Source organism: Enterococcus sp. DIV0236 (genome assembly GCF_050558525.1).
GTDB classification, from domain to species: Bacteria; Bacillota; Bacilli; order Lactobacillales; family Enterococcaceae; genus Enterococcus; species Enterococcus faecalis.
Genome location: NZ_CP187891.1, coordinates 1,968,109 through 1,992,112, shown reverse-complemented (window position 1 = coordinate 1,992,112; position 24,004 = coordinate 1,968,109). Strand labels below are relative to the sequence as shown.

The window sequence follows — 24,004 nt, the reverse complement described above, 5'->3', positions numbered from 1 at the left end:
ATTAAATAACTTTGAACTACAAATCACTTAGTTTAAATGAAAATAAGTATACCGCCATGTGTAAAAATAACACACCACAGTATACTTATTTTATCATTATTTCATAAAAATAACACCATTATTTTTATGAAATAATTAAAAAAGATAAAAAATCTAAAAACTTCGACCGCCGCCACCGAATGTGCCGCCGCCAGTTGAGTGGGTGGTGCTACCACCACCGCCCATTCCGCCATTGCCGCCATTGTTTTTAGGAATACGACGCGTAGTGATGAAAGAGTTGGTTAACTGATCTGTGCGGGAGGTTAAGTTTAAAGTTGTTTTTTCCCTAAAGGGATATTGATAACTTGAAAATTTTAATTGATATTTAGAAATATTAATGCCTAAGAAGACCAAACTGAGTATCAGCGCAGCAGCAAAAGCAATTACCATTTCCAGCGGGGTAATGGCTTTATAACGGGTGATTTTACCTGTTTCGCTGTCCACACGATAGTGACCCCCAGGAACCCCTTTATCAACAAATGCTTGAGTTTCCTGAACAAAGGTTTGAGCAGCCGCGAAATAATTTCCTTGACTCATCCCATCCATTACTTTATCTAAGGTATCATCAATTCGTGCATCCGTCATATAATCAATCATGTTTCCAGAAGTAGAGATGTAGACTTTCCGTAAGTCCATATCAATGAGAAAAAGAATCGCATTTTGATCCTTGCCAACTTTATTTAAAAGATAATGATCTGCATATTCTTGTTCATCGCCATAGGTATTATTATTTGTGGTCACAATAAAGACAGAGGCTTTTGTTTTTTCTTCTAAAGGTTGTATCTCTTGCTTTAGTTGGTTGATTTGATCAGGTGTCAGTAATTGTGCGCCATCATCAATTGAATTTTCAGCCGCCGAAACGGGTAGGGCAAGGCCAAAGGTAAGAAGTATTAGGAAAAAAATAGGTAAAAGTCGTTTTTTCATAGGAAATAACCTCCTAATAAAAAGAGTGCTAAGAGTCCAGCGAAAATGCCTAACGTTGCTAGTCCTAAACGGGTGTAACTAATTGGAAGCACACCGCTTACTTTACCTGTTTGTCCATTCATGGCATAATAATAAACTTTTTTTGATTGTTCCTGACTGCGATAGGTGACTAACCAAATTGGCAAAAGCATATAGTGATTATTTTCTTGGTTTAGAGAAATATCCGTGCGAACATTTGTCAACGTAGTATAACCAGAAGCAGAGTCCCGTAACAATGATTCCGAATAATCTTGTAATTCTTGTTGGACGTGTTTTTTGATTGCTTCATATTCAATATCGCGTTTTTCTGCTTGGAAACCTGCTAGGTATTGGCTTTTGAAAGGCACCGCTTGATCAATTAAAAATGGTTGAACGCCTTCCACCATTTTTTGTTGGACGTTTTTTGACAAGGCATTTTTAACTAATTCTTTAAACGATAATTTTCCTGAACGTCCCACATTGAAACGTTTTGTTTCGGTGTATTCAATATCACCTACGCGCCAAATGCGAATACTTGTGCCAGTAGCTTGCAGTTGTCCGTCGACTTCTGCATCAACGACCCAATAGGGGAAGTAAACCCCAGTTAATTTATCGATTTGATTTTTGCTGAAAAAATCTCGGGGAATGAACCATTTTTTCTTGGTCCAAGCGAGAAATTTTTCAATCGCTTCGTCTTTTTCAATTGTAAAGGGTAAGACGTTTTCTGGTAAAAATTCGCCACTTAATCGACCAGCCAAGACAACTGGATTATGGCAATAATAACAGTATGTGGCAGCCGTTGTTGCATCGGTGACAATTTGAGCGCCACAGCTTGGACAATTAAAAATTTCCATTGTGCCTGCATCTGCAGTTGTTTCATTCTCAGTGGTCTCTGTTTGTTGCGTAGCGGAGGATTCTTCTTCCGCTGTGAAAGTCAAATTTTCCTCGGCAGTCGTTGTTGAGGGATTCTCTAAATGTGCCTCATGTTGCTGTTGCTCATAACGAGTCACTTCTTCTTCCGTGTAAATATTTAAACAATATTCACAATGAAATTTTTGATCTTTGGGATTAAATAAGAGCGGGCCGCCACAGTTGGGGCATTTATGGGTAAATGTTGTTTCCATTGCAACCGTCCTTTCTAATAGAGTGAGTAAATAACAGGAATCTGATTCAAAGAAAAAGGGTAGACTTGTGCCTGACCCTTTTCTTTAATTGTTCACTACTTGCTTATAAAGGAACCCCTTGGAATGGTTTACCACAATGTGGACAGAACTTAGGAATACCATTACTTAAGTCAACAATTTCGCTACATTCACTACATTTCATTTCTAATTTTGGTTTTTCGTTTGTTGGTTTTGGTGTACCACAGTTTGAACAAAACTTCCCAGTGTTTTCAGTCCCACATTGTGGGCAAGTCCAAGTGTCTGTAGCCCCTTGTGCATTTTGCTGGTTTTGTTTTTCTTGCATTTGTTGTTGGTTTGTTTGAGATGCTTGCGCAAAGTAGTTGCCATTCGCATTCATGCCCATACCAACGCCCATAAAGCCGCTCATTGCGCCACCTTCATTTTTACCAGCAGCCTCCATACCACGAGCCAAGGAACCTTGAACATAGCCTTCGCGAACACCTGGATCGCTGAGCATAGCACCTTCATTTCGCATGTTGATTAATTTTGTTGAATCATCTGTATAAGAAATGCTCGCAACTGCTACAGAAACAATTTCCATACCGCGATTGGTGCGCCAATCCTCATCAAGCGCAGTTTGCATATATTTGCTTAATTCAACACTTTTTGAGGGAACATAAGAAATACGTTGCCCATCAGCAGACATTTGATTGATTGCTGCTTGCAATGCTGTAATGAACTCTGCCAAATATTGTTCATTAATATCATTAATATCTACTTGCGTTTGGTTTTTAGGAATCGCATTAGTATAAAATAGCAAAGGATCTGTAATTTTAATTGAGTAATTTCCGTGTGCACGTAAGAAAAGTTCGGCATTATAAAAATTATCAAAATAGTTTAATGGCGCAGGTGTTCCAAATTTAATGCCTTTAATTTCTTGCAAATTAATATAAAAAACTTGTTGTTTTTGTGGAGTTACGCCACCAAATTTGAAACGACTGAAGGTCTCTGCAATCGCATCTTTTAAAGAACCGTTAAACATTGAAGGCGCAGAATCATTTTTGACTGTATAATAGCCTTCTTCAGCAGTGTAATCGATGATTTTGCCCCCATCGACAAGAAGCATCATCATGTTGGGATAGACATGTACAACAGAACCATCTGTTAAAACATCGTCCGTTCCTTTACGATTAGAACCACGTTTATCATCTTTACGCACAAAAACACCTTTTGTCATGACGGTTGTGTCCCCCATATTATCAGGTTCAATAACCTCTAGCCATTGATCGGCCAAGCCACCGCCAACTGAACTTGTTGCTGCTTTAATAAGTCCCATGTTCATTCCTCCTAATAAAAAACTAATTGTTACAGCTAGTATACCACACAATGAATGCAGAGAAATCCAACGAAAGCCTGATGAAATGGAAAAAATTGATCAAACTTTATTAAGAAATTAAAAAAAGTATAGGTGAAACACAAGCATTTTAAAAAAAGTTACGTATAATAGAAGAAAAGACATATTATATAGTTAGGGGATTATTGAATGGAACGAAGCAATCGTAATAAAAAATCTTCAAAAAAACCACTTATTCTTGGTGTTTCTGCCTTGGTTCTAATCGCTGCTGCCGGTGGCGGGTATTATGCTTATAGTCAATGGCAAGCCAAACAAGAATTAGCCGAAGCGAAGAAAACAGCTACTGAATTTTTAAACGTATTGTCAAAACAGGAATTTGATAAGTTACCGTCCGTTGTTCAAGAAGCTAGCTTAAAGAAAAATGGCTATGATACTAAATCTGTTGTTGAAAAATACCAAGCAATTTATTCAGGGATTCAAGCAGAAGGAGTCAAAGCTAGTGATGTCCAAGTCAAAAAGGCGAAAGACAATCAATACACATTTACCTATAAATTATCGATGAGCACTCCTTTAGGCGAAATGAAAGATTTGTCTTATCAATCAAGTATCGCCAAAAAAGGCGATACCTACCAAATCGCTTGGAAGCCGTCTTTAATTTTTCCAGATATGTCAGGAAATGATAAAATTTCGATTCAAGTAGATAATGCCAAACGTGGAGAAATTGTCGATCGTAATGGTAGTGGGCTAGCAATTAACAAAGTGTTTGACGAAGTGGGCGTAGTGCCTGGCAAACTCGGTTCTGGCGCAGAAAAAACAGCCAATATCAAAGCTTTTAGTGATAAATTCGGCGTTTCTGTTGATGAAATCAATCAAAAATTAAGCCAAGGATGGGTCCAAGCAGACTCCTTTGTACCAATCACAGTCGCTTCTGAACCAGTGACAGAATTACCAACAGGGGCTGCGACAAAAGATACAGAGTCACGTTATTATCCGCTGGGGGAAGCAGCTGCGCAATTAATCGGGTATACGGGCACCATTACTGCAGAAGATATTGAAAAAAATCCAGAGTTAAGTAGTACGGGCGTAATTGGTAAAACTGGCTTAGAACGAGCGTTTGATAAAGAATTAAGAGGGCAAGATGGTGGCTCACTAGTTATTTTAGATGACAAAGAGAATGTCAAAAAAGCTTTACAAACCAAAGAGAAAAAAGATGGTCAAACGATTAAATTAACGATTGACAGTGGCGTACAACAACAAGCCTTTGCTATATTTGACAAACGCCCTGGTAGTGCGGTCATTACCGATCCTCAAAAAGGCGATTTATTAGCAACGGTTAGTTCACCTTCGTATGATCCTAATAAAATGGCCAATGGCATTTCTCAAAAAGAATATGATGCTTACAATAACAACAAAGATTTACCATTCACAGCACGTTTTGCGACAGGCTATGCACCAGGCTCTACCTTTAAAACAATTACCGGTGCCATTGGTTTAGATGCAGGGACATTGAAGCCAGATGAAGAGCTAGAAATTAATGGTTTGAAATGGCAAAAAGATAAATCTTGGGGCGGCTATTTTGCGACACGTGTAAAAGAAGCAAGTCCAGTCAATCTGCGTACCGCTTTAGTTAATTCAGATAATATTTATTTTGCCCAACAAACATTACGTATGGGGGAAGACAAATTTAGAGCGGGTCTTAATAAATTCATTTTCGGTGAGGAACTAGATTTACCAATTGCCATGACGCCTGCTCAAATTTCAAATGAAGATAAATTTAATTCTGAAATTCTTTTAGCAGATACGGGCTACGGTCAAGGCCAATTGTTAATTTCGCCAATCCAGCAAGCTACCATGTATAGTGTTTTCCAAAATAATGGAACATTGGTCTATCCAAAAATAGTTTTAGACAAAGAAACGAAGAAAAAAGACAATGTAATCAGCGCCAACGCAGCGAATACAATTGCCACAGATCTTTTAGGTAGTGTGGAAGACCCTTCAGGTTATGTTTATAATATGTACAATCCGAACTTCTCATTGGCTGCTAAAACAGGAACAGCTGAAATAAAAGATAAACAAGATACAGATGGCAAAGAAAACAGTTTCCTTCTAACGTTAGATCGTAGTAACAATAAATTCTTAACAATGATTATGGTTGAAAATTCAGGAGAAAATGGTTCTGCAACAGATATCAGTAAACCATTAATTGATTACTTAGAAGCAACCATTAAATAAAAAGAGAAAATGAACGAAACGAGGTTTCTGTAAAAAGAAACCTCGTTTTCCCTTTTTAGAAAAAGGAAAGTGTGCTACAATGAAGCGACTAAATTGTAGAAGGAAAGGGATTCGTGTGCGAATTTTAGCAATAGATACATCTAACCAAACATTGAGTATTGCTGTGTGTGAAAATCAAAAAATTCTGGGAAGTTATACAGCAACGGTTAAAAGAAATCATAGCTTAACATTAATGCCGGCAATTGACTATTTGATGAGTCAATTGAACTTGGCGCCAACGGCAATTGATCGTTTTGTCGTAGCAGAAGGACCTGGATCATACACTGGCTTACGTTTAGGCGTGACGACTGCCAAAACATTGGCCTATACTTTAAAGAAAGAGCTAGTAGGCATTTCCAGTCTACAAACGTTAGCTGCCAATTGTGTTGGACAAACCGGTTTAATTGTGCCTCTTTTTGATGCGCGTCGTAAAAACGTCTATGCTGGTGCTTATCGGTTTGTCGATGGCGTGTGGCAAAATGAGTTACCGGACCAACATATTTCACTGCGGGAGTTATTAGAACAACTAAAAAATGAACCAAATCTTTTTTTTGTTGGTGAAGATGTTGAAAAATTCACTGAAGAAATAGCTCAAATCATTCCTCATGGGGAAATTTGTGATGTCCCGCAATGGCAAATTCCTAATGCCGCAGTTTTGGCTGCGTTAGGTAGTGTGGCTGAACCTGTTGAAAATGTTCATGGGTTCTTACCTGCGTATTTGAAAAAAGTAGAAGCGGAAGAAAATTGGTTGAAGACACACACGCCTAATGGAGAAAGCTATGTGGAAAAACTTTAATTTTGTGACAAAATACTTTACAAAAAGACGGCAACGGTATATAACTAAAACCATTGCAATGAACCAGCAAGAATTTCAATTGCGTGAAATCACCTACCAAGATATTAAGGATTTACTAGCAATTGAACGTGAAGTTTACGCTGGGGAACTTCCTTGGACGATGTCTGCTTTCATGGCAGAACTTGGCTCAAAAGCGCCGCATCTCTATTTGTTAGCGGCAATTAACGGAAAAACAGTTGGCTTTATTGGTTGTCGGATTCAAGGAACGGATGCACACATTACGAATGTCGCTGTCCATACAGCATACCAAGGCTTAGGTTTAGGTCGTTCTTTAATAGAAGAAACGCGAATTTTTGCCAAGAAAAATCGTTGTGAAACCTTATCGCTAGAAGTACGAATGAGTAATGTTAAAGCCCAACGTTTATATCGAAAAATTGGCTTTGTCTCACAGACGGTGAAAAAAGGCTATTATGACGAAAATAATGAAGACGCACTAGAAATGATAATTGATTTAAAAGAAGAGTGAAGAAAAAATGTTAGTAACAAAAAAAGAAATATCTGTAGCAAATATTGGTGAAGAATTATGGCGTTTTAGTAATTCTTCTTATACAACTGGCTCCCCTTGGACAGAAACACAATTCGCGGAAGATTTTGCTCAGGAAAATAGCGAATATCTTTTTTTAGTTGAAAATGGCCAGTGGTTAGGTTATATTGCCTATCATTTTATTTTAGATGAAGCAGAAATTAGTCACGTTGTTGTGAATGGTCAGAAACAACACCAAGGAATTGGTTGTCAGTTAATGAAAGCTTTTAAAGAATATGTTAAAAGTCGTGACATTACACAAATTTTCTTAGAGGTCAGAGAATCGAATACATTAGCTCAAAAACTTTATGAAAAAACAGGTTTTCGGAAAGTAGCTGTTCGAAAAAATTATTATAAAGAACCTCAAGAAAATGCCTTTGTAATGTGTGCGAAATTAAGGAAGGAAGCCCAATGACAATTTTTACAAAAGAACGTAAATTATTATTAGCTGTGGAAAGTAGCTGTGATGAAACAAGTGTGGCTGTCATTGAAGATGGCGACAAAATTCTTTCCAATATCGTAGCTTCGCAAATTAAGAGCCATCAACGTTTTGGTGGAGTCGTTCCGGAAGTTGCGAGTCGTCATCATGTCGAACAAGTGACAATCTGTATTGAAGAAGCATTAACAGAAGCAAAAGTCACACCAGAAGAACTCAGTGGCGTTGCTGTGACCTATGGGCCTGGGTTAGTCGGTGCTTTATTAATAGGACTTTCTGCAGCAAAAGCATTTGCTTGGGCGCACCAATTACCACTTATTCCAGTCAATCATATGGCTGGGCACATTTATGCTGCCCGTTTTGTGGCACCGCTCGAATTTCCATTGATGGCCTTACTCGTTAGTGGAGGACATACGGAATTGGTCTACATGAAAGAAGATGGCTCTTTCAAAATTGTTGGTGAAACACGTGATGATGCAGCTGGTGAAGCGTATGATAAAGTCGGACGGGTGTTAGGGTTGCCTTATCCTAGTGGCAAAGAGATTGATGCTTTGGCCCATGAAGGCACAGATACCTACCAATTTCCACGGGCGATGCTAAAAGAGGATAACTATGACTTTAGCTTTAGTGGCTTAAAAAGTGCGTTTATTAACACGGTTCATAATGCAGAGCAACGTGGTGAAGCACTGTCTACAAAGGATTTAGCCGCAAGTTTTCAGGCGAGTGTGGTGGAAGTATTAGTGGCTAAAACCATTCGTGCTTGTCAAGAATATCCTGTTAAGCAATTGCTAATCGCTGGGGGCGTTGCTGCGAATCAAGGATTACGAGAAGCAATGAGACATGCAATCAGTGAACAATTACCAGCAGTAAAATTACTTATTCCGCCATTAAAACTTTGTGGGGATAACGCGGCGATGATTGGCGCTGCCGCCTTTATCGAAGCTGAAAAGAATCACTTTGCTTCGTATAACTTAAATGCAGAACCTGGCGTTAGTTTTATGACAATTAGTGAAGAAGGCTAGCCAGCTAGACAAAAATTTGCTATAATGAAGCCAGTTTAACAATGACATTCGATGATAAAGAGAGTACTTATTTCAACGTCAGCTTAGCGATCTTGGGAAGGTGGGAGCCAAGAGTGATCGGAATGAGGAAGCGCACTTTTAGAATTCTGCTGAAAGCAGACGGCAATCACCGTTATCGATGAAGCAGGTCTATCCAAGTAGTATAGACAATTAGAGTGGTACCGCGGGTAAATTCTCGTCTCTGACAAAACAAATTATTTTGTTTTGTCAGAGACGTTTTTGTTTTTTATACTTACAAATTAATCAGGAGGGTTCTTATGAACAACAAAGAAATCGTAGCAAAAGCGTTACATGATGTTTTAAATGAAGAATTAACGATGGATCAAATCGAACAATTATTGGAAAATCCTAAATCTGTTGATCATGGAGATGTTGCTTTTCCAGCCTTTTCATTAGCTAAAATTTATCGTAAAGCACCACAACAAATTGCAGCAGAATTAGCAGAAAAAATTGATGGCACAAATTTTGAAAAAATTGAAGTGGTGGGACCTTATTTAAACTTCTTCATGAATAAAGAAGCAGTCAGTCAAGCTGTTATTGGCGAAGTAGTCAAAGAAAAAAACAACTACGGAAACAGTACCTTTGGTAATAATGGCAATGTTCCTATTGATATGTCTTCACCAAACATTGCTAAACCAATTTCTATGGGGCACTTACGTTCTACGGTAATCGGGAATTCAATTGCCTTTATTTTAGAAAAAATTGGGTATCAGCCAATTCGGATTAACCACTTAGGTGACTGGGGTACACAGTTTGGTAAGTTAATTGTAGCTTATAAAAAATGGGGTTCTGAAGAAGCAGTCCGCCAACAACCAATTAATGAATTATTGCGCTTATATGTGCAATTTCATGAAGAAGCAGAAGAAAAACCAGAATTAGAAGACGAAGCACGTGCATGGTTTAAAAAATTAGAAGAAGGAGACCAAGAAGCTAATGAATTATGGAAATGGTTCCGTAGCGAGTCTCTAAAAGAATTTGATAAAATCTATTCCATGTTAGAAGTTGAATTTGATTCTTATAATGGCGAAGCCTTTTATAATGATAAAATGGATGAAATTGTTACTTTATTAGAAGAAAAACATTTATTAACAGAAAATCAAGGTGCAGAAATTGTTGATTTGACAGAATATAATTTAAATCCAGCACTTATTCGTAAATCAGATGGTGCGACGTTATATATCACACGGGATTTAGCTGCTGCGCTTTACCGTAAACGGACGTATGATTTTGCCAAATCACTTTATGTAGTCGGCAACGAACAAAGCAATCACTTCAAACAATTAAAAGCAGTCTTGAAAGAACTAGGATTTGAATGGTCAGATGATATGGAACACATTCCGTTTGGTTTAATTACTCAAGGCGGTAAAAAATTATCCACACGTAAAGGGAAAATTGTTTTATTAGAAGAAGTATTGAATGAAGCTGTTACTTTAGCAGGAAATCAAATTAACGAGAAAAATCCAGACTTAGCAAATCGTGAAGAAGTGGCGAAACAAGTAGGTGTAGGTGCAGTTATTTTCCATGACCTTAAAAATGATCGTCTAAATAATTTCGATTTTGTATTAGATGAAGTTGTTCGTTTTGAAGGAGAAACTGGGCCATATGTTCAATATACACATGCTCGTGCGATGAGTATTTTACGTAAAGCAAACTTTACACCAGACGCCACACAACGTTATGCACTAAATGACAAGGATAGCTGGGAAGTCGTGAAGTTGTTACAAAAATTCCCTGAAACTGTGATGCAAGCTGCTGAAAAATATGAACCATCTGTTATTGCGAAACATAGCATTCATTTAGCACAAGCGTTCAATAAATATTATGCCCATGTTCGGATTTTGGATGAAGATGCTCAAAAAGAGGCACGCTTAGCGTTAGTTTATGCAGTAGCTACTGTTCTAAAAGAAGATTTACGTTTACTAGGGTTACATGCACCAGAAGAAATGTAGAAGTTTTTGTGAAAATTTTACTGTGTTGAACGCTAAACTTATTAAGCAAATATTAAAGTTAAGTTACAGATTGAGAAATTCATAGTAATTAAATAGCTGGGGTGCTATACTCGAGTCAAGTTATAAAAGGATTAGAAAAGGTGGCACCCAATTATATGACAGAAAAATGGCGTGAAGACGAAGAATATCTTTCTTATGTAGAAGATTTATTAGCAACCGAAGAAGTCCAAAAATTAGCAGAATACACACAACATATGCATTCAACTCGTTTAGAACATTCAATTAGTGTTTCCTATCATAGCTATAAATTAGCAAAGCGTTGGAACGGCAATGCTCGTGCAACAGCTCGTGCTGGTTTATTACATGATTTGTTTTACTATGATTGGCGCACAACAAAGTTTGACGAAGGCTCTCATGCCTATGTTCATCCACGAATTGCAGCCAAAAATGCTGAAAAAATTACAGAGTTGTCTGATTTAGAACGAGACATTATTATTAAACATATGTGGGGCGCAACTATTGCACCACCAAAATACAAAGAAAGTTACATTGTAACCTTTGTTGACAAATATTGTGCTGTCAAAGAAGCAGCGTTGCCGATGACGACAGCCATGAAAACCAAATGGCGTCAGTATTTTGGCCAACAGTCAATCTAATAAAAAGCTTATCCTTACGGATAAGCTTTTTTTGTTTGACGTTGACTAAAAAGTCTAGCATTCATCTATTTAAAATAAATATTAAAAGTAATTTTGTTCTGTTAATTTCTTTTGAGCGTATCGAAAGACTGCTTCTTGATTTTCAGTTGTTAACTGTTTGTAAATGTTCATAATATTGGTTGGGACAACAAATGGCGTTTCTTCCGTTTCAGGAATACCTAAGATTTCAAGAGGTGATACATCTAAAATTTTAGATAAGGCGACAATTTTATCCCTCCCCATATTTTCAATCATTCCAGTTTCCCATTTCCTGACGGTACTTTTTCCAACACCAACAAAATTTCCAACTTGTTCTAATGTAAGATTTTTCTCCATCCTTTTTTGCTTCAAAAAATTTTCTTTCAAAAAAAACACCTCCGTAAAAACATTCTAGCACAAAAAGTGTCGCAAAAGAAACATGTTTTACTCTATACATAGAGTGATAAATAACTATTGAATAGGCATATATTGACGGTTTTTTCACAAAATGATATACTTCCAGTGTCTAATAAGACACTAAAAGGGGTGAAAAGGGGGAGTAAAATGGAATCAAATTTAATTCATTCAAAATTGAAATTAAAAGGGAAAAATGTTGAATGGTTAGCAAGTGAAATGACCGCTGCAGGTCAACCAATCTCAGCTTCAACAATTTATAAGAAATTAAAAGGAGAGGTTGTATTTAAAGCTTCAGATATTAAATTGATTTCTAAGTTGTTAGATCTGGAAAGCGAAGAAATCATGGTTATTTTTTTTAATGAACTAGTGTCTAAAAAGACACGTGGAGGTTGTTAAAGGTAATGAGTTATTCTTCTATTGCACTTTCCAGAGTTGCGTGGTATTATTTTTAATAGTTTAATAGCAACATGGTGATGGTGTTCACCACGAACTATTTATTGGACGAATAAATTAATGACGCCTACCAAACGGGAGAAGTGTACCCTTTGGTAGGCTTTTTCTGTACGCTAGGATTGGCGATAAGAAAATTGTAAAGGAGCATGTAAAGTGAAAAAAGAAACAAAGCAACTACTATCAATCGGCGGTTATATGGCAAAATGGTTGCTCATTACCGCAATTATTGGTTTATTTATGGGGGCGTTATCCGCCTTTTTCTTAAAGAGTCTCACCTATGTAACAGATGTTCGTTTAGTAAATCCTTGGTTACTCTTTATCCTCCCCATTAGCGGTGTCGTTTTTACGTATTTCTATACGCGTTTTGGGAAAAATGCTAGCCGAGGAAATAACTTAGTGATTGAACAAGGCAATGGCGGGGAAGAAGATATTCCCTTGCGCTTAATTCCTTTAACATTGTTTGGCACGATTACTACGCACTTATTTGGTGGTTCTGTTGGTCGTGAAGGGACGGCGGTGCAAATGGGGGGCGCAATCGCAAATGCTGTAGGAAAAGTCTTTAAACTGTCCGCTTTGGAACGACAAGTAATTATTATTAGCGGAATTAGTGCAGGTTTTAGTTCTGTTTTTGGCACACCATTAGCGGGAGCGGTTTTCGGATTAGAAGTTTTGGCGATTGGAAAAGTTCGTGCAGAGGCACTTTTCCCAAGTTTTTTTGCAGGCTTGTTTGCTAATTTTGTAACTGAAAGTTTTGGTGTAACACATACGCATTATCCGATGGGCAAAATTCCGACTTGGTCGGTTGATCTATTCGTAAAATTATTTTTGGCATCGATTTGTTTTGGTTTGGCAGGTTGGGTTTTTAGTCGTTCCATTGTCTTTTTAAAAAAGACCTACGCAAATTGGTTTGCTAATGTCTACCTTCGTGCGTTTCTTGGGGCGTCCATTGTCGTTCTGTTTGTGCTCGTCTTAAACAACCAGCGTTATTTAGGCTTGAGTTTACCTTTATTAGAAGATGCTTTTGCAGGCAATGCGCAGCCTTTTGATTTTGTTGGGAAATTATTCTTTACGGTGTTATCCTTGGGTGCCGGATTCCAAGGAGGAGAAGTGACGCCATTGTTTGAAATTGGGGCTACGTTAGGGAGCTCTTTGGCCCCTTTGTTACATCTATCAATTCCTTTTTTAGCAGGTTTAGGATTTATTGGTGTTTTTTCTGGCGCCACGAATACGCCGATTGCTTGCTTCATTATGGGCATTGAACTATTTGGTAGTGAAGCGGCGGTCTATTTTTTCATGGTCTGCTTAATCAGTTTTATGTGTTCAGGAAATAGCGGTATTTATGCTTCGCAACAAAGTTTGTATCGCAAAGGAACAGCAGAGTATCCTCTCTTTAATGCATTAAAAAATCGACGTAAATAAGATGTTTTTTTATGAAAATATGCTAAACTAGAGAAGATGAGGTGAAGACATGAAAGACTATCAATATCCATTAGATTTAGATTGGACGACAGAGGAAATGGTGATTGTCACTAATATGTGGACAGCAGTTGAGCAAGCCAACGAAACAGGCTTGCCTGTTGACAAATTTTTAACAACTTATCAACAATTTAAAACGGTCGTTAAAAGTATCGGCGAAGAAAAACGCTTAGGTCGTGAATTTGAAAATGCTTCAGGATATTCGTTATATCGTACGCTTCAACAAGCTAAAAAACAGGGAAGCGGCAAATTAAAGCTGGGGGATGATTAGATGACTGAAACGCAAAAATTTGTTCAAACAATTCAAAGTTGGCTTTTTGAAGCAGCCGATGTGATTCGAATGAACTTGGAATCAGAGTTAACCGTTCAACAGAAAAATGGCCGCACTGATTTAGTGACAAATATGGATGAACAAACCCAAGAATTTTTAATGAATAAAATTCAAACAAATTTTCCCGAAGATCAAATTTTAGGGGAAGAAAAAGGCTACAATACTTTAAAAAGTTTTGCTGGTCGCGTGTGGATCATCGATCCGATTGATGGCACAATGAATTTCGTGATGGAAAGAGAAAATTTTTGTATTATGTTAGCTGTTTATGAAGACGGCATTGGTAAATTAGGTTTTATCTATGATGTGATGCGAGAAGAACTTTATTGGGGCGGCAAAGGGCTTGGCGTTTATCGGAATAATCAATTATTAAAAGCGCCTACTATGAAAGCCTTGGCAGATGGATTATGGGGCATGAATGCTTACATGCATGGAAAAAATATTCATCACGCAACGGAAATCGGACAAGCAAGTATGGGCGTGCGTATTAGCGGTTGTGCAGGTTTGGAAATTATTGCCATGTTAAAAGGCAACCATCATGGCTATTTATCTAATCTAAGTCCTTGGGATTATGCAGCAGGCTTAGTACTTTTGGAAGAATTTGGGTTTAAATACTCTGGTATTACAGGAAAACCATTAACTTTTGATGGCCGTGAATACTTTATTGCAGCAACTCCTGAAACCTATGATGAAGTATTTACCCGATATTTAAATGAATCGGAATAATCCAAGAAGAGCGTTGCTGAAAGGTAAGGCTCTTCCTCTTTTAAAAGAGAAAAATTTGTAAAAAAATGTCCTTGTTTTCAGAAAAAGCCGAATAATTTCTAAAACTTTCATTATTTTTGCAGGCGAAAGCCTTTTTTTAATGAAAAAAGTTTGCTATAATAAGCAGTCGGCTTTTATGGACTTAAGTAACATAAGCGTATATAGATAAGGAGCAATTAAATTGAAATACAGAGATGATATTCGTAACGTGGCAATTATCGCCCACGTTGACCATGGTAAAACAACCTTAGTAGATGAACTTTTAAAACAATCTGACACTTTAGATGGACACACACAATTACAAGAACGTGCAATGGATTCCAATGCACTTGAAAGTGAACGTGGAATTACTATCTTAGCAAAAAATACAGCCGTAGATTATAACGGTACACGTATCAACATTCTAGATACACCAGGACACGCGGACTTCGGTGGTGAAGTAGAACGTATCATGAAAATGGTAGACGGTGTTGTTTTAGTTGTCGATGCGTATGAAGGAACAATGCCTCAAACACGTTTCGTATTGAAAAAAGCATTAGAACAAAAAGTAACACCAATCGTGGTTGTTAACAAAATTGACAAACCTTCTGCTCGTCCTGAACACGTAGTAGATGAAGTTTTAGAGTTATTCATCGAATTAGGCGCAGACGACGATCAATTAGATTTCCCAGTTGTTTATGCTTCTGCTTTAAACGGAACTTCAAGTGAATCAGATGATCCAGCAGATCAAGAGCCAACAATGGCCCCAATTTTTGATAAAATTATTGAACATGTGCCAGCTCCAGTTGATAATTCAGACGAACCACTTCAATTCCAAGTCTCATTACTAGACTACAACGATTACGTTGGACGTATTGGGATTGGCCGTGTGTTCCGTGGCACAATGAAAGTCGGCGACCAAGTTGCGTTGATGAAATTAGATGGCAGCGTGAAAAATTTCCGTGTAACGAAAATTTTAGGTTTCTTTGGCCTACAACGTGTGGAAATTGATGAAGCAAAAGCGGGCGATTTAATTGCCGTTTCTGGAATGGAAGACATTTTCGTTGGGGAAACAGTTGTAGATGTTCACAATCAAGAAGCATTACCAATTCTACACATTGATGAGCCAACCTTACAAATGACTTTCTTAGTTAACAATTCTCCATTTGCGGGACGTGAAGGAAAATACATCACCGCTCGTAAAATCGAAGAACGTTTAATGGCTGAATTACAAACAGACGTATCTTTACGTGTTGATCCAATTGGCCCAGATTCTTGGACTGTATCAGGCCGTGGCGAATTGCATTTATCAATTTTAATTGAAAACATGCGTCGTGAAGGCTATGAATTACAAGTTTCTCGTCCAGAAGTTATTGAACGTGAAATTGATGGGGTTAAATGTGAACCATTTGAACGTGTTCAAATTGACACACCTGAAGAATACATGGGTAGCGTGATTGAATCCCTAAGTTTACGTAAAGGTGAAATGCAAGATATGATTAATGCCGGTAACGGACAAATGCGTTTAATCTTCTTAGCACCAGCTCGTGGCTTAATTGGTTATTCAACAGAATTCTTATCAATGACTCGTGGGTATGGTATTATGAACCACACCTTCGATCAATACTTACCAATGATTCAAGGAACGATTGGTGGCCGTCATCAAGGTGCACTAGTTTCAATCGATACTGGTAAAGCAACGACTTACTCAATTATGAGTATTGAAGAACGTGGTACAGTTTTCGTTGAACCAACGACAGAAGTTTACGAAGGAATGATTGTTGGGGAAAACAATCGCGACAACGATTTAACTGTGAACATCACAAAAGCTAAACAAATGACTAACGTTCGTTCGGCAACGAAAGACCAAACATCAGTCATTAAAAAACCGAAAAAATTAACGTTAGAAGAATCATTAGAATTCTTGAATGAAGATGAATACTGTGAAGTAACACCAGAAAGCATCCGTTTAAGAAAACAAATTCTTAACAAAAACGAACGCGAAAAAGCAAGCAAGAAAAAGAAAAAAGCTGAATAATTTTTCGACAAATAAACATTTAAACCAACTATGCTCGTTTTACTACGAAAATAGTTGGTTTTTTTGATGGCAAAAACGAATTAATGCGTATTTTAAGATAAGGTTATTTTTTTATGTGTGGATAACTACTCGTTATCCACAACAAGCAAATGCCGCTATTTTTGAAAGCTTTTGATAGCAAGCTTTCACAATTTTTCATTCTTTTTGATGTTTCACGTTAACTGGTGTTTCACGATTGTGTCTTGTTTTAACACACCTTGTTCCTGTTAGATTAGCGTGTTAAAATGACTTGTAGAACAAAGATTGGAGCGCAATAAATGAGTGCATTACAAGAATTATTAAAAGATACATTTGGCTATGATGATTTTCGGCCAGGACAAGAAACGATTATTCGTCATGTATTGCGACAAGAAAATGTCTTAGGCATTATGCCAACAGGTGGAGGCAAATCGATTTGTTATCAGTTGCCAGCCTTACTTTTGGATAATTTAACATTGGTGATTTCACCATTAATTTCTTTAATGAAAGATCAAGTAGATGCCCTGAATTTAATGGGGATTCCAGCTACATATATCAATAGTACCATTTCCTATCAAGAAATGAATCATCGTATTCAATTAGCGGTTAACAAAGAAGTCAAGCTATTGTATGTTGCGCCAGAGCGATTAGAATCTTATGATTTTCAACAGATGCTGACACATGTACCGATTGATTTATTGGCAGTAGATGAGGCACACTGTATTTCACAATGGGGGCATGATTTTCGTCCAAGCTATTTGCGTTTAGCAGAGATTATCGATCAATTTCAACAGCAACCAACTGTGATTGCACTAACAGCAACAGCAACGCCACAAGTAGCGGAGGATATTGTCAAGCAATTAAGAATTCCATCAGAAAATGAAATCAAAACAGGATTCGCTCGAGAAAATTTATCTTTTCAAGTCGTGAAAGATCAAAATAGAGACGTTTTTCTTTTGGAATATTTAAAGATGAATACTGGACAATCAGGTATTATTTATGCAAGCACGCGGAAGGAAGTTGAACGAATTTATCATTTATTAGAAAGTAAAAAAATTGCAGCTGGGATGTATCATGGGGGCATGAGTGAACAGTTACGTAGTGAAAATCAAGAAGCATTCTTGTATGATCAAGTGCAAGTGATGGTAGCAACAAATGCCTTTGGTATGGGGATTAATAAGAGTAATGTTCGTTTTGTCATTCACGCACAAGTACCAGGGAATATTGAATCTTATTACCAAGAAGCCGGCCGAGCTGGTCGTGACGGTCTGCCTAGTGATGCTGTATTAATGTTTGCTCCACAAGACTTGCAAATTCAACAATACTTTATTGAACAATCTGAAATGACCATTGATTATAAGCAGAAAGAGTACTTGAAATTACGGGAAATGTCACAATATGCGAATGCACAAATGTGTTTACAAAAATATATTTTACGCTATTTTGGTGAAGAAGGGACGGACTGCGGTCGCTGCTCGAATTGTCTGGATAATCGAGAATTAGTCGATATTACGGTCGATGCCCAAAAAGTCTTGTCTTGTGTAAAACGTATGGGAGAACGTTTCGGTAAGGGCTTAGTTGGTAAAGTCTTGACTGGCTCAAAAGATCAAAAAATTGATCAATGGCATTTTGATCGTTTGCCAACATACGGACTAATGAAAGGTCGCACGCAAAAAGAAGTCACACAGCTGATTGATTATTTGACAGCAGAACGTTATTTAATTCCTTCTGATGGGCAATTTCCGTTGTTATCAGTCTCGACAGAAGGTGTTCAGGTGCTTTTAGGGGAACGGAAAGTCTTCCGAAAAGAAGACCAAAAAGTTCGAAAAGTAGCAGTGGATGATGCCTTGTTTGAACGATTACGCGAATTACGTATGGACATGGCTCAAGAGGCAGGCGTGCCGCCATATGTAGTCTTTTCCGATAGTACACTTAAAGAAATGTGTGAAAAATTACCGCAAACAACGATTCAATTATTGCAAATAAAAGGGGTCGGCCAAAATAAATTAGATAAATATGGCACCGCCTTTTTAGAAGTAATTAAAGAATATCAAGAGACAAAAAAATGATATAGTTTGTTATTTTATTTAAAATTAAAAGCAGAAAATAAGAAAAAAGTCTTTTAATGTATTTGTTGTTGTATTGATAAAATAAGCTTGTTATATAAAGAGATTTCTTACTTAATATATCGCTTGGTTTTAGAAAATTTCTTAAAGGAAATTTTCTGAAATCATCATGTATCTAACTGAGAATTATGTTATAATTATTTAATTAAGATAGGGAGGTTCTGTACAAATGGACGAAGGAATTTCAAAGAAATTTGCCATTCAATTATTAGAAGACGATGCAGAACGCATTAAAATGCTTATTCGTAATCAAAAAAACAGTTTGTGCATTTCTCAATGTAAAGCATTTGAAGAAGTGGTGGATACACAAATGTATGGTTTTTCAAGACAAGTGACCTATGCGACCCGTTTGGGGATTTTAACTAATGATGAAGGACATCGCTTACTAAGTGATTTAGAACGCGAATTGAATCAATTATATACAGATGTTTATGAAGAAACACAAGAAAAAAACGAGATTGGCAAGGAGGGTTAAGCTTTGCCAAACAAAGTAAAGAAACGGCATTTGCTAGACTATAGTATTTTTATTCCATATTTAATTTTAAGCATCGTGGGATTGATTATGGTATATAGTTCCACATCCGCATTACAAGTAATGAAAGGTTTTTCACCTACCTCATTCGTTATTAACCAGGTTGCCTTTTGGGTAGTAGGGTTAGTTGCAATGTTTTTTATTTATAAGATGAAAACATCCGTTTTTCAGAATCGAAGTTTTATCATGTTTGCCATTGCAGTAATTACGGTTATGGTTTTAGCCGTTCGGATTCCTGGTATCGGGAAAGAAATTAACGGCGCACGTGGTTGGATTGAGATTGGTGGATTTTCGATGCAACCAGCTGAGTATTTAAAAATCATGGTTGTCTGGTACTTGTCTTATATTTTAGCACGGCGACAAAAGACAATTAATGGAGGCATGGATCAATTTAAACAAGCTGCCGGGCGCCCGTTGATGCTCGTTTTTGTATTAATTGCTCTAGTTGCAATCCAGCCTGACTTCGGGAATGCGGCCATTCTAACATTAATTACCATCGTGATGGTTTTAGCAAGTGGGATTAATTATATGTATACCTACTTGGTCGGTGGCTTGGGCATTTTAGGTAGTATCACGGCTATTCAGTTATTAATTATGTCTAAAGGAAAAATTTTCCCAGCGCGTTATCAATATATTTATAATCGTTTTGCTGTTTTTAAAAATCCATTTTTAGATGAACGGAACTTAGGCCATCAGTTAGCTAATTCTTATTATGCAATCAGTAATGGCGGCTGGTTTGGCAAAGGTCTAGGGAATAGTGTTCAGAAAAAAGGCTTTTTACCAGAAGCACATACGGACTTTATCTTTGCGATTACTTTAGAAGAGTTAGGCATTATCGGCGGTCTAGCGATTTTAGGATTGTTGATGTTTATGATTGCGCGAATTATTTTAGTCGGTGTACGCTCGAAGAAACCTTTTAATTCACTAATGTGTATTGGAATTGGTACAATGTTATTAATTCAAGTCTTTATTAATGTTGGTGGGATTACTGGGATTATTCCATTAACAGGAATTACTTTCCCGTTCTTGAGTCAAGGTGGGAATAGTTTGCTGATTATTTCGATTGCTGTGGCCTTTGTCCTGAATATCAGTGCAGATGAAACACGTCAGAAATTAGAAAATGAGTACTATTTATCTTTAGAACAGAACCAATAAATTTGAAGGAAATTGATGGTAGGAGTGACGTTATGAAAAAGGTATTAGTTGCCAATCGTGGTGAAATTGCGATTCGAATTTTTAGAGCTTGTACAGAATTAGATATCCAGACAGTAGCGATTTATGCTGCAGAAGATGAGTATTCTGTTCATCGTTTCAAAGCAGATGAAGCGTATTTAGTTGGTAGAGGGAAAAAACCAATTGAAGCCTATTTAGACATTGAAAATATTATCCAAATTGCCAAAAAATCGGGAGCAGATGCCATTCATCCTGGTTATGGCTTTTTATCAGAGAACTTACGCTTCGCCGAACGTTGTGAAGAAGAAGGAATCATTTTTGTTGGACCTAAAACACATCATTTAGATATTTTTGGCGATAAAATTAAAGCGAAAGAAGCAGCTGTAGCTGCGGGGATTGCTTCGATTCCAGGCTCAGATGGGCCAGTAGCAACGGTGGAAGAGGTCGTAGCTTTTGGTGAAACGCATGGCTTTCCTATCATGATTAAAGCTGCTTTAGGTGGCGGCGGTCGCGGGATGCGCGTTGCCCACGATGCCAAGGAAGCACGAGAAGGTTACGAAAGAGCCAAAAGCGAAGCGAAAGCAGCCTTTGGTTCTGACGAGGTTTATGTTGAAAAGTATATTTCTAATCCTAAACATATCGAAGTACAAATTTTAGGCGATCATCATGGGAATGTCTTGCATTTATTTGAACGTGATTGTTCCGTTCAACGGCGCCACCAAAAAGTGGTAGAAGTCGCACCATGTGTATCAATGAATGAAGAACAACGAGCAGCCATTTGTTCGGCTGCTGTGCAGTTAATGGCGCATGTCGGCTACGTGAATGCGGGAACGGTTGAGTTTTTAGTAGAAGGGGATCAGTTTTATTTTATTGAAGTGAATCCTCGTGTTCAGGTAGAACATACTATCACAGAAATGATTACAGATATTGATATTGTGATCTCTCAATTACAAATTGCGCAAGGGCTTGATTTGCATAAAGATATGCATTTGCCAAAACAAAACGAATTGACATTAAAAGGCGCGGCTATTCAATGTCGGATTACGACTGAAGATCCACTGAACCAGTTTATGCCAGATACAGGGAAAATCGATACGTATCGTTCACCAGGTGGTTTTGGTGTGCGTTTAGATGTAGGGAATGCTTATTCTGGCTACGCTGTGACGCCCTACTTTGATTCTTTATTGGTTAAAGTCTGTACGCATGGTTTCTCTTTTGAACAGGCAATCAGTAAAATGCAACGCTGCTTAAAAGAATTTCGGATTCGTGGCGTGAAAACAAATATTCCGTTTTTACAAAATGTTGTGAGCTATCCATCGTTTCAATCTGGCGAAGCCAAAACAACCTTTATTGATAATACACCTGAATTATTTGAATTTCCTCGTATGCGCGATCGTGGCAATAAAACGATGAAATACATTGGAGAAGTAACGGTCAATGGGTTCCCTGGCATTGAACGAACGGAGAAAAAATATTTTGAAGCCCCGCGCGTGCCGACAGATATTGAAGTTCCAGAAAAAGTGATCACAGCTAAAAATATTCTAGACGCTCAAGGAGCAACCGCCGTCATCGATTGGGTTAAGAATCAAGAAAGTGTGTTAATGACAGATACCACGTTCCGTGATGCGCACCAAAGTTTATTAGCGACTCGTGTGAGAACACAAGATTTTAAAGCAATTGCTGGTCTAACTGATGCAGCCCTGCCTGAGCTGTTTTCTAGTGAAATGTGGGGTGGCGCTACGTTCGATGTTGCCTATCGCTTCTTAACCGAAGACCCATGGCAACGTTTAAGAAAAATTCGTCAGTTGATGCCAAACACACTTTTACAAATGCTGTTCAGAGGATCTAATGCGGTAGGCTATCAAAATTATCCTGATAATGTTATTGAAGAATTTATTAAAGAATCCGCTCGCCAAGGAGTCGATGTTTTCCGAATTTTTGATAGCTTAAACTGGATTCCTCAAATGGAAAAAAGTATTCAAGTCGTTCGGGATACCGGAAAAATTGCGGAAGCAGCAATTTGTTATACTGGGGACATCAATGATCCAGCCCGAGCAAAATATAATGTTCAATATTACCTTGATATGGCTAAAGAATTGGAAAATTTAGGTGCACAAATCATTGCGATTAAAGATATGGCTGGCTTATTGAAGCCACAAGCTGCTTATCGTTTAATTAGTGAATTAAAGGCAGCCACGGATTTACCAATTCATCTCCACACTCACGACACTAGTGGCAATGGGATCATCACTTATTCAGCGGCTACTAAAGCAGGCGTTGATATTGTTGACGTCGCAATGAGTGCGATGAGTGGCGCAACTAGCCAGCCAAGTATGAACAGTCTATATTATGCTTTAGTCAATGGTGAACGGACGCCAACTATTAACATTGATAATGCACAGAAAATCAATCATTATTGGGAAGATGTGCGCATGTATTATCAACCATTTGAAAATGGGTTAAATGCCCCGCAAACAGAAGTCTATATGCATGAAATGCCTGGTGGTCAATACTCTAATCTACAGCAGCAAGCAAAAGCGGTAGGCTTAGGGCACCGTTGGGATGAAATCAAAAAAATGTATCACACAGTGAATTTGATGTTTGGTGATATTGTAAAAGTGACGCCATCTTCAAAAGTCGTGGGAGACATGGCACTCTTCATGGTTCAAAATAATCTGACAGAACAAGATGTTTATGCGCGTGGTGAAGAACTAAGTTTTCCTGAATCAGTTGTGACTTTTTTCCAAGGTGATTTAGGTCAACCAGTTGGTGGGTTCCCGAAAGAGCTCCAACGAATTATTCTAAAAGGTCGACCAGCCTTCACAGAGCGGCCAGGTGACTTAGCAGCACCAGTTAATTTTGCGAAAGTACAAGAAGAATTAGCCGAAAAAATTGGGTATCAACCTAAATTGGAAGAAGTTTTAAGTTATTTAATGTATCCACAAGTATTTTTAGAGTATCGTCAAAAATACGAAACCTTTGGAGATATAACCTTATTAGATACGCCAACATTCTTTAATGGTATTCGTCAAGGAGAGACATTGGAAGTTCAAATTGAACGAGGAAAAACGTTAATTATTCGTTTAGATGAAATTGGCGAACCTGATATTGACGGAAACCGTGTCTTGTTCTTCAATTTGAATGGGCAACGTCGTGAGGTTTTAGTTAAAGATGCCTCTATTAAGTCAGCTGTTCAAGTAAAACAAAAGGCGGAACCAACTAATAAAGAACAAATCGGCGCAACGATGTCTGGTTCTGTTCTACAAGTATTGGTCAAACGTGGCGATAAAGTAGAAAAAGGTCAGCCGTTGCTGATTACAGAAGCCATGAAAATGGAAACGACTATCGAAGCACGTTTTGCGGGCACGGTAGATCACATTTATGTTGAAGAAGGCGAAGCAATCAGCTCAGGTGATTTGTTATTAGAAGTAAAAGAAAAATAAGATGAG

General features: G+C 37.8%; 20 protein-coding genes, 1 riboswitch and 1 other annotated feature. Of the genes, 16 read left to right on the top strand and 4 right to left on the bottom strand.

Annotated elements, in window-relative coordinates; genetic code table 11:
* Positions 1-153: 153 nt before the first annotated feature.
* From IGK27_RS09560 to IGK27_RS09550, 3 genes are all read right to left on the bottom strand, one after another.
* Entirely contained in the window at positions 154-963 is an 810-nt protein-coding gene (locus IGK27_RS09560) for a TPM domain-containing protein (protein ID WP_010818459.1), read from the bottom strand.
* Positions 960-2,105, bottom strand: coding sequence for a hypothetical protein (locus IGK27_RS09555; RefSeq protein ID WP_002359695.1), 1,146 nt, complete (start codon positions 2,103-2,105; stop codon positions 960-962). The genes IGK27_RS09560 and IGK27_RS09555 overlap by 4 nt, the downstream gene beginning before the upstream one ends.
* Positions 2,106-2,208: 103 nt before the next feature.
* Positions 2,209-3,441, bottom strand: coding sequence for an SPFH domain-containing protein (locus IGK27_RS09550; RefSeq protein ID WP_002356656.1), 1,233 nt, complete (start codon positions 3,439-3,441; stop codon positions 2,209-2,211).
* Positions 3,442-3,648: 207 nt separating this feature from the next.
* Here IGK27_RS09550 and IGK27_RS09545 point away from each other — a divergent pair, with 207 nt between their 5' ends.
* The 7 genes from IGK27_RS09545 (at position 3,649) to IGK27_RS09515 (ending at position 11,232) form a co-directional block, all read left to right on the top strand.
* On the top strand, positions 3,649-5,691 hold the full coding sequence (locus IGK27_RS09545) for a penicillin-binding transpeptidase domain-containing protein (RefSeq protein WP_010818458.1): 2,043 nt from the start codon (positions 3,649-3,651) through the stop codon (positions 5,689-5,691).
* Positions 5,692-5,806: 115 nt separating this feature from the next.
* Complete coding sequence (gene tsaB / locus IGK27_RS09540; RefSeq protein WP_010717684.1) at positions 5,807-6,526, top strand: tRNA (adenosine(37)-N6)-threonylcarbamoyltransferase complex dimerization subunit type 1 TsaB; 720 nt, start codon at positions 5,807-5,809, stop codon at positions 6,524-6,526.
* Positions 6,498-7,052, top strand: a complete 555-nt coding sequence (gene rimI, locus IGK27_RS09535) for a ribosomal protein S18-alanine N-acetyltransferase (protein WP_002387121.1) — start codon at positions 6,498-6,500, stop codon at positions 7,050-7,052. The genes tsaB and rimI (IGK27_RS09535) overlap by 29 nt, the downstream gene beginning before the upstream one ends.
* Before the next feature lie 7 nt (positions 7,053-7,059).
* The gene (gene rimI / locus IGK27_RS09530; RefSeq protein ID WP_002359702.1) at positions 7,060-7,524 is read left to right on the top strand and encodes a ribosomal protein S18-alanine N-acetyltransferase; all 465 of its coding nucleotides are present in this window, start codon (positions 7,060-7,062) and stop codon (positions 7,522-7,524) included.
* A complete protein-coding gene (gene tsaD / locus IGK27_RS09525) occupies positions 7,521-8,567 on the top strand; it encodes a tRNA (adenosine(37)-N6)-threonylcarbamoyltransferase complex transferase subunit TsaD (RefSeq protein ID WP_010818457.1) in 1,047 nt (348 codons plus the stop codon). The genes rimI (IGK27_RS09530) and tsaD overlap by 4 nt, the downstream gene beginning before the upstream one ends.
* 42 nt (positions 8,568-8,609) lie before the next feature.
* Positions 8,610-8,813, top strand: a binding site (T-box leader).
* A gap of 71 nt (positions 8,814-8,884) precedes the next feature.
* Entirely contained in the window at positions 8,885-10,576 is a 1,692-nt protein-coding gene (argS, locus tag IGK27_RS09520) for an arginine--tRNA ligase (protein ID WP_002372206.1), read from the top strand.
* 155 nt (positions 10,577-10,731) lie between these two features.
* Complete coding sequence (locus IGK27_RS09515; RefSeq protein WP_002356666.1) at positions 10,732-11,232, top strand: HD domain-containing protein; 501 nt, start codon at positions 10,732-10,734, stop codon at positions 11,230-11,232.
* A gap of 81 nt (positions 11,233-11,313) precedes the next feature.
* On the opposite strand, the gene IGK27_RS09510 is transcribed toward IGK27_RS09515, so the two are convergent.
* The gene (locus IGK27_RS09510; RefSeq protein WP_033626436.1) at positions 11,314-11,646 is read right to left on the bottom strand and encodes a helix-turn-helix domain-containing protein; all 333 of its coding nucleotides are present in this window, start codon (positions 11,644-11,646) and stop codon (positions 11,314-11,316) included.
* Positions 11,647-11,739: 93 nt separating this feature from the next.
* On the opposite strand from IGK27_RS09510, the gene IGK27_RS09505 reads away from it, so the two are divergent.
* The 9 genes from IGK27_RS09505 (at position 11,740) to IGK27_RS09465 (ending at position 23,998) form a co-directional block, all read left to right on the top strand.
* Positions 11,740-12,063, top strand: coding sequence for a hypothetical protein (locus tag IGK27_RS09505; RefSeq protein ID WP_002401897.1), 324 nt, complete (start codon positions 11,740-11,742; stop codon positions 12,061-12,063).
* A 64-nt stretch (positions 12,064-12,127) separates the two neighbouring features.
* Positions 12,128-12,197: riboswitch (Fluoride riboswitch) on the top strand.
* A 76-nt stretch (positions 12,198-12,273) separates the two neighbouring features.
* On the top strand, positions 12,274-13,539 hold the full coding sequence (locus IGK27_RS09500; RefSeq protein WP_033626435.1) for a voltage-gated chloride channel family protein: 1,266 nt from the start codon (positions 12,274-12,276) through the stop codon (positions 13,537-13,539).
* A 49-nt stretch (positions 13,540-13,588) separates the two neighbouring features.
* Positions 13,589-13,867: a UPF0223 family protein gene (locus tag IGK27_RS09495; RefSeq protein WP_002356679.1), complete on the top strand. Its 279-nt coding sequence runs from the start codon at positions 13,589-13,591 to the stop codon at positions 13,865-13,867.
* A complete protein-coding gene (locus IGK27_RS09490) occupies positions 13,868-14,650 on the top strand; it encodes an inositol monophosphatase family protein (protein WP_002359710.1) in 783 nt (260 codons plus the stop codon). It begins immediately after the preceding gene.
* Between the two features lie 220 nt (positions 14,651-14,870).
* Positions 14,871-16,706: a translational GTPase TypA gene (gene typA / locus IGK27_RS09485; RefSeq protein ID WP_002356682.1), complete on the top strand. Its 1,836-nt coding sequence runs from the start codon at positions 14,871-14,873 to the stop codon at positions 16,704-16,706.
* Positions 16,707-17,023: 317 nt separating this feature from the next.
* Positions 17,024-18,793: a DNA helicase RecQ gene (recQ, locus tag IGK27_RS09480; RefSeq protein WP_002356683.1), complete on the top strand. Its 1,770-nt coding sequence runs from the start codon at positions 17,024-17,026 to the stop codon at positions 18,791-18,793.
* Between the two features lie 226 nt (positions 18,794-19,019).
* The gene (locus tag IGK27_RS09475) at positions 19,020-19,325 is read left to right on the top strand and encodes a YlaN family protein (protein WP_002356684.1); all 306 of its coding nucleotides are present in this window, start codon (positions 19,020-19,022) and stop codon (positions 19,323-19,325) included.
* Between the two features lie 3 nt (positions 19,326-19,328).
* On the top strand, positions 19,329-20,537 hold the full coding sequence (locus IGK27_RS09470) for an FtsW/RodA/SpoVE family cell cycle protein (RefSeq protein ID WP_002356686.1): 1,209 nt from the start codon (positions 19,329-19,331) through the stop codon (positions 20,535-20,537).
* Positions 20,538-20,569: 32 nt separating this feature from the next.
* Entirely contained in the window at positions 20,570-23,998 is a 3,429-nt protein-coding gene (locus IGK27_RS09465; protein WP_430596413.1) for a pyruvate carboxylase, read from the top strand.
* The last annotated feature ends 6 nt before the right edge of the window (positions 23,999-24,004 follow it).

Coding starts and splice junctions, on each gene's coding strand:
- IGK27_RS09465 (WP_430596413.1), top strand. CDS start 20,570: ATGAAAAAGGTATTAGTTGCCAATCGTGGTGAAATTGCGATTCGAATT.
- argS (WP_002372206.1), top strand. CDS start 8,885: ATGAACAACAAAGAAATCGTAGCAAAAGCGTTACATGATGTTTTAAAT.
- IGK27_RS09550 (WP_002356656.1), bottom strand. CDS start 3,441: ATGGGACTTATTAAAGCAGCAACAAGTTCAGTTGGCGGTGGCTTGGCC.
- IGK27_RS09515 (WP_002356666.1), top strand. CDS start 10,732: ATGACAGAAAAATGGCGTGAAGACGAAGAATATCTTTCTTATGTAGAA.
- IGK27_RS09545 (WP_010818458.1), top strand. CDS start 3,649: ATGGAACGAAGCAATCGTAATAAAAAATCTTCAAAAAAACCACTTATT.
- IGK27_RS09490 (WP_002359710.1), top strand. CDS start 13,868: ATGACTGAAACGCAAAAATTTGTTCAAACAATTCAAAGTTGGCTTTTT.
- IGK27_RS09475 (WP_002356684.1), top strand. CDS start 19,020: ATGGACGAAGGAATTTCAAAGAAATTTGCCATTCAATTATTAGAAGAC.
- IGK27_RS09495 (WP_002356679.1), top strand. CDS start 13,589: ATGAAAGACTATCAATATCCATTAGATTTAGATTGGACGACAGAGGAA.
- tsaD (WP_010818457.1), top strand. CDS start 7,521: ATGACAATTTTTACAAAAGAACGTAAATTATTATTAGCTGTGGAAAGT.
- IGK27_RS09560 (WP_010818459.1), bottom strand. CDS start 963: ATGAAAAAACGACTTTTACCTATTTTTTTCCTAATACTTCTTACCTTT.
- IGK27_RS09555 (WP_002359695.1), bottom strand. CDS start 2,105: ATGGAAACAACATTTACCCATAAATGCCCCAACTGTGGCGGCCCGCTC.
- recQ (WP_002356683.1), top strand. CDS start 17,024: ATGAGTGCATTACAAGAATTATTAAAAGATACATTTGGCTATGATGAT.
- rimI (WP_002387121.1), top strand. CDS start 6,498: ATGGAGAAAGCTATGTGGAAAAACTTTAATTTTGTGACAAAATACTTT.
- rimI (WP_002359702.1), top strand. CDS start 7,060: ATGTTAGTAACAAAAAAAGAAATATCTGTAGCAAATATTGGTGAAGAA.